Source organism: Kitasatospora sp. HUAS MG31 (assembly GCF_040571325.1).
Classification (GTDB): Bacteria; Actinomycetota; Actinomycetes; order Streptomycetales; family Streptomycetaceae; genus Kitasatospora; species Kitasatospora camelliae.
The window spans coordinates 1,804,020-1,818,295 of sequence record NZ_CP159872.1 but is presented as its reverse complement, the minus strand read 5'-3'; the positions used below and the strand labels follow the sequence as shown (position 1 = coordinate 1,818,295).

The following is a 14,276-nucleotide window of genomic DNA, read 5'->3' as shown; positions in this document are numbered from 1 at the left end:
ACCGACCGCGCCCGGCTCAGTTGACCTTCCGCTCCCGGTCCGCCCAGTACGGCTCCCGCAGCCGGAACTTCTGCAGCTTGCCGGTGGCCGTCCGCACCAGCCCGTCCCGGAACTCCACCGAGGTCGGCGCCTTGTACCCGGCCAGCCGCTGCTTGCAGTGCGCGATCAGCTCCGCCTCGGTGGCCGACTGCCCCTCCCGCAGCACCACCAGCGCCTTGACGGTCTCGCCCCACTTCTCGTCCGGCACGCCGATCACGGCCACCTCGGCGACCGCCGGGTGGTCGTACAGGCAGTCCTCCACCTCGATCGAGGAGACGTTCTCGCCGCCGGTGATGATGATGTCCTTCTTGCGGTCCGAGATGGTCAGGTACCCGTCGTCGAGGGTGCCGCCGTCACCGGTGTGGAACCAGTCGTCCCGCAGCGCCTCCGCGCTCTCCGCGGGCTGCTCCCAGTACCCGGCCAGCACGGTGTTGGAGCGGACCAGCACCTCGCCCTCCTCGTCCACCCGCACCTGGCTGCCCAGCGCCGGCGCTCCCGCCCGGACCAGCCGCTCGGCCCGCTCGGCGGCCGGCAGGACGTCCCACTCGGCGCGGGTACGGTTCACCGTGACCACGGGGGAGGTCTCGGTCAGGCCGTAGATCTGCATGAACTCCCAGCCCAGCTCCTCCTCCACACGCTGGATCACCGAGGTGGGCGGGGGAGCGCCGGCCACGATCATCCGCACCCGGTCGCGGCCGGGGACCGGACCGTCCCAGTCCGCCGCGGCCTCCAGCACCATCGACACCACGGCCGGCGCCCCGCACATGAACGTCACGCCCTGCTCCTCCACCCGGCGCAGGATCTCCGGGCCGTCCACCTTCCGCAGCACCACGTGCCGCGCGCCCAGTCCGGTCAGCGCGAACGGCATGCCCCAGCCGTTGGCGTGGAACATCGGCAGGGTGTGCAGGTACACGTCCCGGTCGCTCGCGCCGAAGTGCAGGCCCATCAGCACCGCGTTCAGCCACAGGTTGCGGTGGGTGAGCTGAACTCCCTTGGGACGCGCGGTCGTTCCACTGGTGTAGTTGATGGTCGCGGTGTCCGACTCGTCCACCGGGTACCGGACCGGCTCACGGTCGAAGTCGTACAGCAGCGTGTCGCTCTCCGCGCCCAGCGTGAACCGGTGCTTGACCGGCACCCCGGCCAGCGACTCCTCCAGCTCCGGGTCCACCAGCAGCACGGACGCCCCGGACTGCTCGACGATGTACGCCACCTCCTCCGCCCGGAGCCGGAAGTTCACCGGCACCAGGATCCGGCCGTGGCCGCTCACCCCGTACAGCGAGGTCATCAGCCGGGCGGAGTTGTGCGAGACGATCGCGACCCGCTCGCCCCGGCCCACCCCGAGGCGGTCCAGCCCGGCCGCCTGGGCGCGGGCCAGCTCGCCCATCCGGCGGTACGTCACCTCGCCCCAGGAGGCGGCGGGTTGCGACGGCTCGTCCACGATCCCGACCCGGTCGCCGTAGACCAGCTCGGCGCGGTCGAGGAAGTCCATGACGGAGAGTGGTGTCTGCATGCGGCCACTGTGCCCGGCCCCCGCCGCGGACAGACACCCCCGATCGGGGGTGTTACCCGGACGGACCAGCACAGCCGCCCGTCGGGCTTGTCCGACGATTCCCGCCGCGCGCTGATGCGACGCGCACGGTCAGACAAGCCCCAGCGCCGCCGCCAACCGGTCGCGCACCTCGGTCTGCGCAGCGATCCGCCGGTCCAGCACGTCGAGCCGGGCCCGGGCGATCTCCATGCCCTTGGCCGAGGGGGCGGCGGCCACGTCCCCGTCCAGACAGGGCAGGAACGCCGTGACGTCCTCCACCGTCAGCCCGGCCGCCAGCAGACGGCGGATGTTGCGGACCCGCACGGCACTGCCCGGCGGATAGATCCGGTAGCCGTTCGCCGCCCGCTCCGAGGCGATCAGCCCCGCCTGCTCGTAGTGCCGCAGCGCCCGCGGCGTACTGCCGGTCTCCCGCGCCAGCTCGCCGATCCGCACCCTCGCCCCTGTCCGTACCCGTCCGTACCCGCCCGTACCCGTCCGTCCCCCGGCCCCGCTCGCCCGACCACGGGTCACGCGACCACGGGTCACGCGACCACGGGTCACGCGACCACGGCGCCACCGTCCACCGGCAACACTACGCCGGTCACGAACGACGCCCGCGGCGAGGCCAACCGGGTGACCGCCCACGCCACTTCACGAGGATCGGCCACCCGCCCGAGCGGGGTGTGCGCCACCTGCCACGTCCGGACCGCCGCCCGCTGCTCCGCGGACAGCCCGGAGTGCTCCCCGATCGGCGTCTCCACCGCCCCCGGCGCCACCGCCACCACCCGGACGCCCGCCGGCGCCAGCTCCACCGCCCAGCTGCGGGTGAGGAGTTCGAGGGCGCTCTTGGTCGCCGCGTACACCGAGTTGCCCGACCAGCCGCGCTGCCCGACCGAGGTGCTCACGTTCACCACCACCCCGCGGCTCGCCCGCAGCGCGGGCAGCGCCGCCTGCGTCAGCAGCACCGGCGCCACCAGGTTGGTGGCCGACTGCGCGGCGATGGCCTCCGGTGTGATCGCGCCGAGGGCTCCGCTCACCACGATCGCCGCATTGTTGACCAGGACGTCCAGCCGACCGTGCCGCTCCATCGCCCGCTCGACGATCCCCTCCGGGTCGACCGTGACGTCCGCCACCAGCGGCTCCACCCCCGGCCACCCATCCGCCGTCTCCTCCAGCGGCCCCACCCGCCGCCCGACCGCCACCACCCGGGCCCCCAGCTCCGCGAACTCCCGCGCAACCGCCCGCCCGATCCCCGTACCGGCCCCCGTCACCACGACGACCCTGCCCACGAACGTCTCCGTCTCCATGCCCCCACCCTCCAACCCTCCCCCCAACGACAAGGTCAACCGGCCGCCCCAGGGAATCCATGACGCAACCGGTCACCCCACGCGCCCCTGAGTGGTTGCCCCTCTGCCCCCGGCCCGTCCTTCGGACTGCGCCGCGTCGCGTCGGTGTCCCGCCCCCGCGGTGGTACTGCTGGAAGCGACGACCCACCGCCCCCGGAGAGGCAGGCACCCCATGGCCCGGATCGCCGTCATCGGCGCCAACGGCAACATCGGCCGCTGCATCGTCACCGAGGCGCTCTCCCGCGGTCACGAGGTCCTCGCGGTGGTCCGCGATCCCGACCGCTACCAGGGCCTGGCCATCGCCGTCGTCCCGGGTGACGTGCTGGACCCGGAGGACGTCGCCCGGGTGGCGGCCGGCCAGGACGTCCTGGTCAGTGCCGTGGGCGGCGGGGACGGTCCGGGCCGGGGCCGTCTGATCGAGCCGGCCGCCCACGCCCTGGTCGCCGGTCTGCGCGAACTCGGCGCCGAGGCACCGCGGTTGATCGTGGTCGGCGGCAGCGGCAGCGGCGGCACCGGCGTCCCAGCCGCCGAACCGGGTGCCCGCGTCGGGAGCGCCCACCGCGCCGCGCTCGCCTACTACGCCACCGTCTGCGACCTCAGCTGGACGGTGCTCAGCCCGGCCGCCGCCCTCCAGCCCGGCGAGCGCACCGGCCACTACCGCACCGACTCGGACACCACCCCGGCCCCCGAGTCCGCACCCGCGGACCCCGACCGGATCTCCATCGCCGACTACGCGGTCGCCCTGCTCGACGAGATCGAGAACCCCCGACACATCGGCGAACGCTTCACCTGCGGCCACTGACCGCGACGGCCACCCCTCACCCCAGCTGGATCGACCGCTTCGCCAGCCCCATCCAGAACCCGTCGATCACACTCCGCTGCGCGCCCAGGTCGGCCTCACCGGCCCCGAGGGTCACGAACAGCGGCGCGAAGTGCTCGGTCCGCGGGTGGGCCAGCCGCCCGGCCGGTGCCTTGTGCTCGAAGTCGAGCAGGGCGTCCAGGTCGCGGGCCTCCAGGGCGCGGCGGCCCCAGTCGTCGAACTCGGCCATCACCGAGCTGACCCGCCCGTCGGAGCTGAGGGCCCGCAGGTTGTGGGTGAAGAACCCGCTGCCGACGATCAGCACGCCCTCGTCGCGCAGCGGTGCCAGCCTCCGGCCGATCTCCAGCAGCCGCTGCGGGTCCAGGGTCGGCAGCGAGATCTGCAGCACCGGGATGTCCGCGTCCGGGAACATCTCCACCAGCGGCACGTACGCGCCGTGGTCGAGCCCGCGGTCGGGGATGTCCTGGACGGGGGTGCCGGCGGTGCGCAGCAGCTTGCGGACGCTCTCGGCCAGCGCGGGCGCGCCGGGGGCGGCGTACCGCACGCGGTAGTAGTGCTCGGGGAATCCCCAGAAGTCGTAGACCAGCGGCGCGGTGGTGGTGGCGCCGACGGCGAGCGGGGCCTCCTCCCAGTGGGCGGAGACCATCAGCACGGCCTTGGGCCGCGGCAGGTCGGCCGACCAGGCGGCGAGCTGGCCGGGCCAGACGGGGTCGTCGGCGAGCGGCGGGGCGCCGTGCGAGAGGTAGAGCGCGGGCATGCGCTCCGGGGCGGCGGTGCTCATCGGGTCCTCCGGGCTCCAGGGCGGCGGGCGTGCCTCCCAGCATCTGGTTCAAATTTGAACCGTACGTCTTCGACGGTACACCCGAGTTCGAATTTGAACAACGGGAGTACGATGCACCCATGGACGAACCGCGTTGGCTGGACGAGAACGAGATGGCCGCCTGGCGGGGCTTCGTCGCGGCGAGCAACCTGGTCGCGCGGCACCTGGAGCGCCAGCTCAAGGACGACGCCGGCCTCTCCCACACCCAGTACGAGATCCTCGTCCAGCTCTCCGCCTCGTCCGACGGCGCGATGCGGATGACCGACCTCGCGGACCGCCTGATCACCTCCAAGAGCGGCCTGACCTACCAGGTCACCCAGCTGGAGAAGGCCGGACTGGTCTCCCGCCGCTCCTGTCCGAGCGACGTCCGCGGGGTGTTCGCCGAGATCACCGAGAAGGGCTGGCAGGCATTGCGGGCCGCGGCCCCAGGCCATGTCGCGGCCGTCCGTGAAGCGCTGATCGACGTCCTCACCCCGGCCCAGCTCGCCGGTCTCGCCGAGAGCCTCGCCACGGTCAGCGACCGCCTCCGGGGCTCCGACCGCTGACCCACGCGCGCCCCGCGCCCCTCGCAGCCCCGACCGGTCAGACCGCCACCACCGCCGCGCGGACGCACAGCACGTCCGGCAGGTGCGAGGTGAGCAGCGACCAACTGTCGCCGTCGTCCGCCGAGCCGTACACCTCGCCGTTGCGGTTGCCGAAGTACACGCCGGCCGGCTCGGCGTCGTCGGTGCACAGGGCGTCGCGCAGGACGACGCCGTAGTGGTCCTCCTGCGGCAGGCCCTCGGAGAGCGGCTGCCAGGTGTCGCCGGCGTCCTCGGTGCGGAAGACCCGGCAGCGGTGGCCGACCGGCAGCCGGGCGTAGTCGGCGTCCAGCGGGAACAGGTAGGCGGTGGCGGGCCGCCGGGGGTGGGTGGCCAGGCCGAACCCGAAGGTGGCGGGGAGGTCGTCGTCGATGGGCGTCCAGTGGCCGCCGCCGTCGTCGCTGCGGTAGACCCCGCCGTGGTTCTGCAGGTAGAGGCGGTTGCGGTCGGTGGGGTCGGCGGCCACCTTGTGCACGCACTGGCCGAACTCCGGGTCCGGGTCGGGCAGGAACTCGGCGCGGATGCCGGCGTTGGACGGCTGCCAGCTCTCCCCGCCGTCCGCGGTGCGGTAGACGCCGCCGGTGGAGACGGCGACGGTGACCGAGGACGGGTCGCCCGGGTCGGTGAGGATGGTGTGCAGGCCCTGGCCGCCGAAGCCGGCGTTCCACTCGGGCCGCTGCGGGTGGTCCCAGAGCGCCTCGACCAGCCGGAAGCTCTCGCCGCCGTCCTCGGACCGGAACAGCGCGGCCGGCTGGGTGCCCGCGTACACCACGCCGGGGGCCTCGTCGCCCGCCGGGTGCAGCTGCCAGACCCGCTCCAGCGAGGCGCCGGTGCGCTCGGGGAACTTCACCGCCGGTGCGGAGGGCTCGTGCCAGGTGGCGCCCAGGTCGTCGGACCACCAGACCGACGGGCCCCAGTGGCTGCTGTCGGCCCCGACCAGCAGCCGGGTGCGGCCGGCCCGGCGGTCGATCGAGACCGAGTACACCGCGTTCATGGCGAAGTGCGGTCCGGTGAAGCTCCACGCCGTCCGGTCCGGGCTGCGGCCCAGGAACAGGCCCTTCTGGGTCCCGACGGCAAGCAGTACCTCGGTCATGGCATCCCACCTGGTCAGCATCGAGCGGCCCCCCGCGCGCGCCAGTCTGCTCCGGGCCGCCCGGCGCCGCACGTCACCGCGCCGGGTACGGCGGACAACCGCCCGCCGCGCCCGGCGGCGGGGTCACCGCACGGCGGGGGCCGCCTCGGCCCGGCCGGCAGAGCCGTGGCCGTCGAGGCCGCTGTCGTGGACGCCGCCGCCGAGGTCGGCCATCAGCCGCTGCGGACGGCGCACCAGCAGGTACCCGAGGCCGGCGAGGGTGACCGCGCCGGTGCCGAGCAGCGCGGCCCAGACCTGGTACCAGGGCGCCCCGGGCGGGGCCAGCACCGCGCGCGGCCAGCAGATGTTGACCACCTCCAGGCCCGTCCACACCGCCGCGAGCAGGTTGAGCGGGGTGCCCCAGCGCCCGAAGGAGACCGCGCCGGCCGGCCGCCACGTCCCACGCAGCCGGGCGACCAGGGCGGCCACGGTGAGCAGGAAGAACGGCAGGAAGGTGGCCGCGCTGCCGAAGGTGATCAGGCTGCCGATCGCCGTGGACTCCAGACCCAGCGGCAGCGCCGCGCTGCTGATCAGGGTGGCGGCGACCAGGCCGCCGATCGGCGCCCGGTGCCGGTTGACCCGGCGGACCTGCCCGGCGAACGGGAACACGCCGTCCCGCGCCAGCGAGTACAGGCCGCGGGCGGCGCCGCCCTGCGAGGCCATCAGGCAGGCGGTGAAGCTCACCAGCACCACCACCACGAACGGCTTGGCCGACCAGTCGCCGAAACCGGTGGTGACCGCCGTGGTCACCGGGTCCAGGTCCGCGCCGGCCACCACCGCGGCCGGGTCGGGGTGGGCGAGCACCACGGCCACCGCGTTGAGGACGACCACCAGGCCGACGCTCAGCAGCGCCCAGCGCATGGCCCGCGGCACCTGCCGGGCGGCGTCCTTGGTCTCCTCGGCGGTGGAGACGCAGGCGTCGAAGCCGATGAACGCCCAGCCGCCGACCGCCACCACCGCGAGGAAGGCCGCCACACCGGTGCTCCCGGTCACGGCCGGCGCGCCCAGGTCGTCGGTCAGCAGCGCGAGGCCGTGCTCGCGGAAGAACAGCAGCAGCGCCAGTCCCACCACCACCGAGGCGATCGCCTCCGCCGCGATGCCCAGCGACACGAACAGCCGCAGCAGGGTGATCCCGTACGCGTTCACCAGCGCGCAGACCAGGGTGAACCCAGCCGCCGTCAGCACCAGCTGCGGCGGGGTGGGGACGGCCCCGAACAGGGCGAAGAACCACGGCGCCGCCAGGTACGCCACCGTGGTGTTGGCGAACATCACCGCGAACTGCCACATCCAGCCCGTCATCCACGCGAACGACGGCCCGGCCAGCCGCCGGCTCCACTGGTACGCCCCGCCCGCCAGCGGCCACTGCGAGGCCAGCTCCGAGTACACGCACACCACCAGCAGCTGGCCGAGCAGGCAGACCGGCAGCGCCCACACCCAGGCGCCGCCGTCCACCGACAGGCCCACCTGGGCGACGGCGTACAGGCCGACCACCGGCGAGACCACGGCGAAGCCCATCGAGATGTTGCCCAGCACCCCGAGACTCCGGCGCAGCTCCTGCCGGTAGCCGAGGGCGGCCAATCGCTCGCTGTCGGCGGGGGAGTGCGGTCCAGGAAGGTCGTCGGTCATCGCTGCCACCTCGTCCTCGGCTAAAACTAACTTTGTTAGTCGTGGACCGTAACGGCTGCCGACCGGTAACGGAAGACACCGACACCAGGCTGTAACGTGACGGGTCGGCGACCGGACGGGCGAAGGGGCGGAACGACGTGGGGCGACCGAGCAGACCACTGCTGAGCAGGGAGATCATCGCCCGCGCGGCCCTGCAGACGGTGGACGAGGACGGGCCCGGCGGCCTCACCATGCGCGCCCTCGCCGACCGCCTCGGCGTGAAGGCCGCCTCCCTCTACAACCACGTCGCCGGCAAGGACGAACTCCTCGACGCCCTCGCCGAACTCGTCAACGAGGAGATCGACCTCACCCCCCTCGACCACGAGGACTGGCGCACCGGCCTCACCGCGTACGCCCGCGGCTACCGCGCCGTCTTCCTGCGGCACCCCAACACCATCGCGCTGCTCGCCCGCCGCCGCGTCGAGGCCGGCCGCCAGCTGCTCACCTACGACACCCTGCTCGCCGCCCTCACCCGCGCCGGCCTCACCCCCGCCGACGCCGCCGAGGCCGCCGCCGCCCTCGACTACCTCGTCCTCGGCTCGGCCCTGGAGACCTTCTCCGCCGGCTTCACCCGCGACGCCGCCCACTACCGCCCGCAGTACCCCGCCCTCGCCACCGCCCTCGAAGCCTCCACCACCCGCGGCCCCGACCTCGACGACCGCGGCTTCGAGCTCGCCCTCCGCCTCCTCCTCAACGGCCTGCGACCGGCCGCCTGACGGAGCCGCCCCGAGCCCGGAGGGCGGCCCGTCCGGGACCGCCCTCCGTCTCACCCCGCTACCCCCGGCCTCCGCCCCCGCGGAGCGCCGCTCAGCCGGCCTCGGCCTCCCCCGCCGCCGCCCGGGTCTTCTCCGCCTCTTCCCGCTGCGCCGCCACCCCGGCGTGCACCTCCGCCATGTCCAGCCCCCGTGCCTGGCGGATCAGGTCCTCCAGGGCAGGCTCCGGCAGCGCCCCCGCCTGCGCGAACACCAGCACCCCCTCCCGGATGATCGCCAGCGTCGGGATCGACCGGATGTCGAACGCCGCCGACAGCTCGGGCTGCGCCTCGGTGTCCACCTTCGCGAAGGTGATGTCCGCGTGCTTCTCGGCCGCCCGCTCGTACACCGGCGCGAACTGCCGGCACGGCCCGCACCAGCCGGCCCAGAAGTCGATGAGGACGAACTCCTTGTTCTCCACCCCCTGGACGACTTCCTCGAAGTTGTCCGCGGTCAACTCGACCGTGCCCATCAGCTTCCACCTGCCCTTCGGCCTCCCACGAGGCCATCGCGCCTGAGCCGTTCGCACCCGTCAACCGGCACCGCCCCCGCGCTATTCCGTCCTCCCTCCCGCCCGTCCCCACCCGCCCTGACCGGCCCCGCAGCCACCGCCGGCCACTCCCGTCGCACCGCGCCGAAAAAAACTTCCCGCCACGTTGAACACCCCGTCCCCGCGCTCCGTATCCCTGGATGTGCGGGTGCCGAGGGGGCCCCCGCGGGTGGGCGGGCCAGACCGCGACCACCCGGAGAATCAACCGACCATGCCTCGTGGGGGATCCGTCATGCCCAAGTTCACCCAGTCCGCGCCCCGCATCCGCCGTACCGTCCTGCTGGCCGCGTCCGCGCTGACCGCCGTCGCCCTGGTCACGGCCTGCGAGTCCGACTACTCCTCGTCCTCGGGGACCTCCGGGAGCACCGGCGCCGCCAGCCAGTCGCAGCCCGCCCAGTCGCAGCCCACCCAGGCCGGTGCCCAGCCCGGCGGGCAGTCCGGCCAGGCCGGCCTGGCGACCGCCACGGCCGCCGGCCTCGGCGCGATCGTCACCGACAACGAGGGCCGGACCCTCTACCGCTTCGACAAGGACACCGCGAAGCCGCCGGTCTCCAACTGCAACGGCGCCTGCGCCACCACCTGGCCGCCCGTGATGGCGGGCGACTCGGCACCCGAGCTCAAGGGCATCGACAAGGCCCTGGTCTCCACCGTCACCCGGGCCGACGGCTCCAAGCAGGTCACCCTGAACGGCTGGCCGGTGTACCGCTACGCGCCCGACACCAAGCCGGGCGACACCAAGGGCCAGGGCGTCAACGGCACCTGGTTCGTGATCACTCCGACCGGCGGCAAGGCCGGCGCCTCCGCCCCGGCCAGCCCGGCGGCCCCGGCCACCAGCCCGGCGGGCGGCTACGGCTACTGACCGGGGCGGGTGCGGCGCGGGCGCCCGCGCCGCACCCACACCAGGTATCGACAGGAGCCGCCCGGAACTTGAGGCGGCACGAACGACCACGCAGTGACCGACGGGACCGCCCGCGCCGGACGGCCCGTCTCGACCAGGAGGCACCGGGTGCGCAAGGATGGCGCAGTGACCGAGCATCCCCGCGCATCCGGACGGTTCGGCGGCAACCGTCCGCCGTCCGGGCCGACCTCCGGCCCCGGACCGGACGAGGAGCTGATGCGCGCGCTCTACCGGGACCACGCGGGGCCGTTGTTCGGCTTCGTCCTGCGGCTGGTGGCGGGCGACCGCCAGCGGGCGGAGGACGTGGTCCAGGAGACGCTGGTCCGCGCCTGGCGCAACATCGACCGGCTGGAGGGCGACGGGTCCAACCTGCGTCCCTGGCTGGTGACGGTGGCCCGGCGGATCGTGATCGACGGCCACCGCAGCAGCCTCGCCCGCCCGCGCGAGGTCGACTCCGGGCCGCTGGAGCTGCTGCCGGCCGAGGACGAACTCGAAAAGGCGCTGCGGTTGATGACGATCTCCGACGCACTCGACGACCTGACCGAAGCCCATCGCGAGGTCATCGTCGCCACTTACCTGAAAGGCCGTACGGTCAACGAGGCCGCGGCCGAACTCGGCATTCCCGCCGGCACGGTGCGGTCCAGGATCTTCTACGCCCTGCGGGCGCTGAAGATCGCCCTGGAGGAACGAGGAGTGACATCATGACGCCGCATCACGACGGCGACCACGTCGACGTCGGCGCGTACGTCCTCGGCGTCCTCGATCCGGCGGACCGCGACCGCTTCGAGGCGCACCTCGCCGGATGCCCGCGCTGCGCCGCGGATGTCGCCGAACTCGGCTCCCTGGAACCCCTGTTGGCCGAACTCGCCGAGGTAGGCGGGCCCGCCGAGCAGCCGAGCGGGCAGCTGCTCGACCGGCTGGTCGGCGAGGTGTCCGCCACCCGGCGCCGGTCCCGGGTGCGGCGGCTGGCGCTGGTCGCGGTCGCGGCCGTGCTGGTGGTCGGCGGGCCGGCGGCCACCTGGGCGCTGACCGACACCGCGGCACGGCAACCGGCCGTCGCCGTCCAGCAGTTCAGCGCGACCGACCCGGCGACCGGGGTCTCGGCCACGGTCGGGGTGAGCCCGCGCAAGTGGGGGAGCGAGATCAGCCTGGCGCTCTCCAACGTCCCGGGGCCGAAGAGCTGCGACCTGGTCGCCGTCTCCACCCGGGGCGAGCGCCAGACCGTCACCACCTGGTCCGTCCCGCCGACCGGGTACGGCGCCGACGCCGCGCTGCGCACCACCGGCGGCGCGGGCCTGATGCCCGGCGACATCGACCACTTCGAGATCCGCACCCTGGACGACACCCAGCTCCTGGTCACCGTCCCGGCCCGGGCCTGACCGCACCGGGGCCGCCCCGGCCGGGCGGCCCCGCCCAGCAGGGGCTGACCAGGCGGCCGTGGCAGAGCGCCCGCAGGTCGACCCTCCCCGGGGCCGGTGGACCGTACCCGGTGGGCCGGTGGCGCGGGGACGCGGTTCACCGGGGGCTCTCCAGGAACGGCAGGGTGGTGCCGCCGCTGCCCAGCGCGGCGCCGAGGGCGAGGAGCACCCCGGCGGATCCGGTGCCGAGGTCGTTGGAGCGGCGCAGGGCGAGCTCACCCAGGAACTCGGTGTGTTGCCCGGTGTGGACGGCGTGCCAGTCGAAGGCCGCGAGGTGGCGGCGCAGGGCCTCGGTGTCCTCCGGGGTGCCGCGCTGCAGCCGCTGTAGCGCCAGGACGATGCCGGCACGACCGGTGAACAGGCCGACCCGGGGATGGAACTCCGTGGTCAGGGCGGTGCGGCTGCGGTCCAGGGCGCGGGTGAGCCGGGGGTCGGGGTCGGGCAGCCGCGGCAGCAGCCGGTCGGCGACCAGGGCCGCTCCGGCACCGCCGGCGCCCAGATACGGCACCCGCCGTGCCGCGGATCCGGACTCGATTCCGGTTTCGGGTTCGGGTCCGGTGAGGCCGAGGTCGGCGAAGTCCTGGTGGAGCGCCTCGGCGGCGGCCGTCAGCAGGGAGTCGTCACCGGTCTCCTCGGCGAGCCGCAGCAGGAAGAGCGCCACGCCGGAACGCCCGTGCAGCAGTCCGGGCCGGGAGGCCCCGGTGACGCCGCCGGCCAGCCGGTCACCGAGGTCCCGGGCGCGGACGAGCAGCTCCTGTTCGCCGGTGCACCGGGCGAAGTGCAGCAGGGCCAGGCCGACGCCGGCGCGTCCGGCGGACAGGCTGTGGTCGAGGTGGTCCAGCCCGGAGGTGAGCACGCGTTCGAGGAGGTCGCGGGCCCGGTCGGTGCGGCCGAGCCGGTGCAGGGCGAAGGCGATGCCCGTGAGCCCGTCGTAGAAGCCGAGGCGCGGTTCGGCCGGGGCGTGCGCGGCGCCCTCCAGCCAGCGGACGTGGGCGTCGGGGACGTCGACCCCGGTCTCGGCCAGGGCCCACAGCACCCCGGCCGCGCCGTGGGCGAAGGCCGCCCCGCCGCCCGGGACGGTGAACTGCTCGACGTCCCCGGGGAAGAGGCGGTCGGTGCGCTCGGGGGTCGCACTGCCGAGGATGCCGCCGGCGACGGCGTCCCGGAGTGCGGGCCAGGTCGCCGCCGAGGGCTGCGCCGGCTCCTCGGGTGCCGGCCGGGTCCGGGGCCGGGTCCCGGTCACACCGGGTTCGGCACCTGGTCCGGCACCCGGTCCGGCGTCCGGTCCGTCCGGCCCGCCGGCGAGGTCACGGCGCACCTGCCGCTCGAAGTCGGCGGGGACCGGGAAGCGGGCCGTGATGAGGGCGAGGAGCCGGTCCAGCTTCTCCGGCGCGTGGTCGAGCAGGACGGTCATCGGGGCGAAGAGGGCCATCCGCAGGCAGCCCAGGGCGTGGCGGTCCAGCGCCGTACCGCGGTAGTGGGCCGGGGCTCGGAACCCGGGGACGCCGATGACCTGGGGTGCCGCGGCATCGATCGGCGTGGCGGTCTCCAGGTCGATGAACGCGACGGTCCCGTCGGGCCGGACGAGGACGTTCCCGGGGTGCAGGTCACCGAAGACGACGCCGCGGTCGTGCATGGCGTCCAGCGTCCGCTCGGTCTGCTCCAGGATGTCGAGCGCCCAGGCGGTGTACCGGCGGGCGCCGGCGTCGTCGAGGGTGCCCTCCGCCCAGGGGTTGGCCGTGCCGCCGCCGTGGGTCAGCGCGGTCCCGTCGACGAGTTCACGGGTGAGGTAGTAGTGCTCGTGGCCCTTGCGGTAGTCGATGAGCTCCGGCACGGCCGGGATCCCGGCCAGTGTCCGCAGGGCCCAGCACTCCTGCTCCAGCCGGGCGACCGCGTCCGTCCCCCGGCCGTCCAGGCCGGCCAGCGGCCGGGCCTCCTTGACGAGGACGGTGCGGCCGGTCGCCAGTTCCGTCGCCTCGTAAACCCCGCCGCCGTTGGAGAAGTGCAGGGCCTTGCGCACCGCGAAGGGCAGGCCGCGGGTGGTGCCGGCGCTGCGGGCGGCCACGGCCTCGGCGAGGCACTCCGGCAGGGTCACCCAGGCGGGCGGGTGGAAGCCGGGGCCGCGCCGGTCGGGCACCAGCCGGCCGTCCTGGTCCTCGATGCAGGGGACCTGCCGGCCGCGGGCGTCGGTGACGGTCCGCAGGACGAAGCCGCCGTAGCGCACGTACAGCGGGCCCTCGCGCCAGCGCAGGTCGCTGAGGATGTAGGGCCCGGGCTCGCCGTCGAGCAGCTCGCCGAGTTCGGTGAGGACGGTCGCGAACTGCTCCTCGTCGAGCGGGTAGACGGTGATGAACTTGCCGCTGCTGCCGCGGTCCCCGTACTTGCTGTTGCGGTCCGTGAGGACGTGCGGGTTGCGGATGAACTTGAAGGGGATCCGCCCGGCCTCGCAGAAGGCGCGGACGACCGCCAGCACCGCCTCGGCCCGGTCCGGCACCGTCGAGACGTGGATCTTCCACCCCTGGGACGGGAGCCGGCAGCCGTGGGGGGCGTGGAAGGACCAGTGGGGGTTGAGGTCACGGCTCCAGCCGTCGGGCAGCCGATCGCGGGCGGCGGGGTAGTCGCCCGCCGCGCGGTCCTGGGACGGGAGGTCGAAGTACGGGCTGTCCGGTTGGCAGTGCTGGAGGTAGTGGAGGTACACCGTGCGCTTCCAGGGTCGGGTCGGGTGGC

14 protein-coding genes are annotated in these 14,276 nt (G+C 74.3%); 6 read left to right on the top strand and 8 right to left on the bottom strand.

Features of this window, described 5'->3' with window-relative positions:
• Window positions 1–16: 16 nt before the first annotated feature.
• The 3 genes from ABWK59_RS08520 to ABWK59_RS08510 all read right to left on the bottom strand — a co-directional run bounded on the left by ABWK59_RS08520 (window position 17) and on the right by ABWK59_RS08510 (window position 2,874).
• Window positions 17–1,549 carry an AMP-binding protein gene (locus tag ABWK59_RS08520; RefSeq protein WP_354639270.1) on the bottom strand — a complete coding sequence of 511 codons (1,533 nt, stop codon included), beginning with the start codon at window positions 1,547–1,549 and terminating at the stop codon, window positions 17–19.
• Between the two features lie 129 nt (window positions 1,550–1,678).
• Complete coding sequence (locus tag ABWK59_RS08515) at window positions 1,679–2,020, bottom strand: MerR family transcriptional regulator (RefSeq protein WP_354639269.1); 342 nt, start codon at window positions 2,018–2,020, stop codon at window positions 1,679–1,681.
• A 104-nt stretch (window positions 2,021–2,124) separates the two neighbouring features.
• Window positions 2,125–2,874: an SDR family NAD(P)-dependent oxidoreductase gene (locus ABWK59_RS08510; RefSeq protein WP_354639267.1), complete on the bottom strand. Its 750-nt coding sequence runs from the start codon at window positions 2,872–2,874 to the stop codon at window positions 2,125–2,127.
• 211 nt (window positions 2,875–3,085) lie between these two features.
• Between ABWK59_RS08510 and ABWK59_RS08505 the strand changes: the two genes are divergently transcribed.
• A complete protein-coding gene (locus ABWK59_RS08505; protein ID WP_354639265.1) occupies window positions 3,086–3,715 on the top strand; it encodes an NAD(P)-dependent oxidoreductase in 630 nt (209 codons plus the stop codon).
• 16 nt (window positions 3,716–3,731) lie between these two features.
• Here the strand turns inward: ABWK59_RS08505 and ABWK59_RS08500 are convergent, their stop codons facing one another.
• The gene (locus ABWK59_RS08500) at window positions 3,732–4,514 is read right to left on the bottom strand and encodes a dioxygenase (protein WP_354639263.1); all 783 of its coding nucleotides are present in this window, start codon (window positions 4,512–4,514) and stop codon (window positions 3,732–3,734) included.
• 119 nt (window positions 4,515–4,633) lie between these two features.
• On the opposite strand from ABWK59_RS08500, the gene ABWK59_RS08495 reads away from it, so the two are divergent.
• Window positions 4,634–5,098, top strand: coding sequence for a MarR family winged helix-turn-helix transcriptional regulator (locus ABWK59_RS08495; protein ID WP_354639262.1), 465 nt, complete (start codon window positions 4,634–4,636; stop codon window positions 5,096–5,098).
• 37 nt (window positions 5,099–5,135) lie between these two features.
• On the opposite strand, the gene ABWK59_RS08490 is transcribed toward ABWK59_RS08495, so the two are convergent.
• A complete protein-coding gene (locus ABWK59_RS08490; RefSeq protein WP_354639261.1) occupies window positions 5,136–6,227 on the bottom strand; it encodes a WD40/YVTN/BNR-like repeat-containing protein in 1,092 nt (363 codons plus the stop codon).
• A 123-nt stretch (window positions 6,228–6,350) separates the two neighbouring features.
• A complete protein-coding gene (locus ABWK59_RS08485; RefSeq protein ID WP_354639259.1) occupies window positions 6,351–7,892 on the bottom strand; it encodes an APC family permease in 1,542 nt (513 codons plus the stop codon).
• Between the two features lie 137 nt (window positions 7,893–8,029).
• On the opposite strand from ABWK59_RS08485, the gene ABWK59_RS08480 reads away from it, so the two are divergent.
• Entirely contained in the window at window positions 8,030–8,647 is a 618-nt protein-coding gene (locus ABWK59_RS08480; protein WP_354639257.1) for a TetR/AcrR family transcriptional regulator C-terminal domain-containing protein, read from the top strand.
• A 91-nt stretch (window positions 8,648–8,738) separates the two neighbouring features.
• Here the strand turns inward: ABWK59_RS08480 and trxA are convergent, their stop codons facing one another.
• Complete coding sequence (gene trxA, locus ABWK59_RS08475) at window positions 8,739–9,155, bottom strand: thioredoxin (protein ID WP_354639256.1); 417 nt, start codon at window positions 9,153–9,155, stop codon at window positions 8,739–8,741.
• 310 nt (window positions 9,156–9,465) lie between these two features.
• On the opposite strand from trxA, the gene ABWK59_RS08470 reads away from it, so the two are divergent.
• The 3 genes from ABWK59_RS08470 to ABWK59_RS08460 all read left to right on the top strand — a co-directional run bounded on the left by ABWK59_RS08470 (window position 9,466) and on the right by ABWK59_RS08460 (window position 11,510).
• Complete coding sequence (locus tag ABWK59_RS08470; RefSeq protein ID WP_354639254.1) at window positions 9,466–10,092, top strand: hypothetical protein; 627 nt, start codon at window positions 9,466–9,468, stop codon at window positions 10,090–10,092.
• 165 nt (window positions 10,093–10,257) lie between these two features.
• Window positions 10,258–10,836 carry a sigma-70 family RNA polymerase sigma factor gene (locus ABWK59_RS08465; protein WP_354639253.1) on the top strand — a complete coding sequence of 193 codons (579 nt, stop codon included), beginning with the start codon at window positions 10,258–10,260 and terminating at the stop codon, window positions 10,834–10,836.
• Window positions 10,833–11,510, top strand: coding sequence for an anti-sigma factor (locus ABWK59_RS08460; protein WP_354639252.1), 678 nt, complete (start codon window positions 10,833–10,835; stop codon window positions 11,508–11,510). Before ABWK59_RS08465 ends, ABWK59_RS08460 begins: the two co-directional genes overlap by 4 nt.
• A 136-nt stretch (window positions 11,511–11,646) precedes the next feature.
• Here the strand turns inward: ABWK59_RS08460 and lanKC are convergent, their stop codons facing one another.
• On the bottom strand, window positions 11,647–14,247 hold the full coding sequence (gene lanKC, locus ABWK59_RS08455) for a class III lanthionine synthetase LanKC (RefSeq protein WP_354639250.1): 2,601 nt from the start codon (window positions 14,245–14,247) through the stop codon (window positions 11,647–11,649).
• Between the last annotated feature and the right edge of the window lie 29 nt (window positions 14,248–14,276).

Coding starts and splice junctions, on each gene's coding strand:
- ABWK59_RS08520 (WP_354639270.1), bottom strand. CDS start 1,549: ATGCAGACACCACTCTCCGTCATGGACTTCCTCGACCGCGCCGAGCTG.
- ABWK59_RS08510 (WP_354639267.1), bottom strand. CDS start 2,874: ATGGAGACGGAGACGTTCGTGGGCAGGGTCGTCGTGGTGACGGGGGCC.
- ABWK59_RS08505 (WP_354639265.1), top strand. CDS start 3,086: ATGGCCCGGATCGCCGTCATCGGCGCCAACGGCAACATCGGCCGCTGC.
- ABWK59_RS08500 (WP_354639263.1), bottom strand. CDS start 4,514: ATGAGCACCGCCGCCCCGGAGCGCATGCCCGCGCTCTACCTCTCGCAC.
- ABWK59_RS08495 (WP_354639262.1), top strand. CDS start 4,634: ATGGACGAACCGCGTTGGCTGGACGAGAACGAGATGGCCGCCTGGCGG.
- ABWK59_RS08490 (WP_354639261.1), bottom strand. CDS start 6,227: ATGACCGAGGTACTGCTTGCCGTCGGGACCCAGAAGGGCCTGTTCCTG.
- ABWK59_RS08485 (WP_354639259.1), bottom strand. CDS start 7,892: ATGACCGACGACCTTCCTGGACCGCACTCCCCCGCCGACAGCGAGCGA.
- trxA (WP_354639256.1), bottom strand. CDS start 9,155: ATGGGCACGGTCGAGTTGACCGCGGACAACTTCGAGGAAGTCGTCCAG.
- ABWK59_RS08470 (WP_354639254.1), top strand. CDS start 9,466: ATGCCCAAGTTCACCCAGTCCGCGCCCCGCATCCGCCGTACCGTCCTG.
- ABWK59_RS08460 (WP_354639252.1), top strand. CDS start 10,833: ATGACGCCGCATCACGACGGCGACCACGTCGACGTCGGCGCGTACGTC.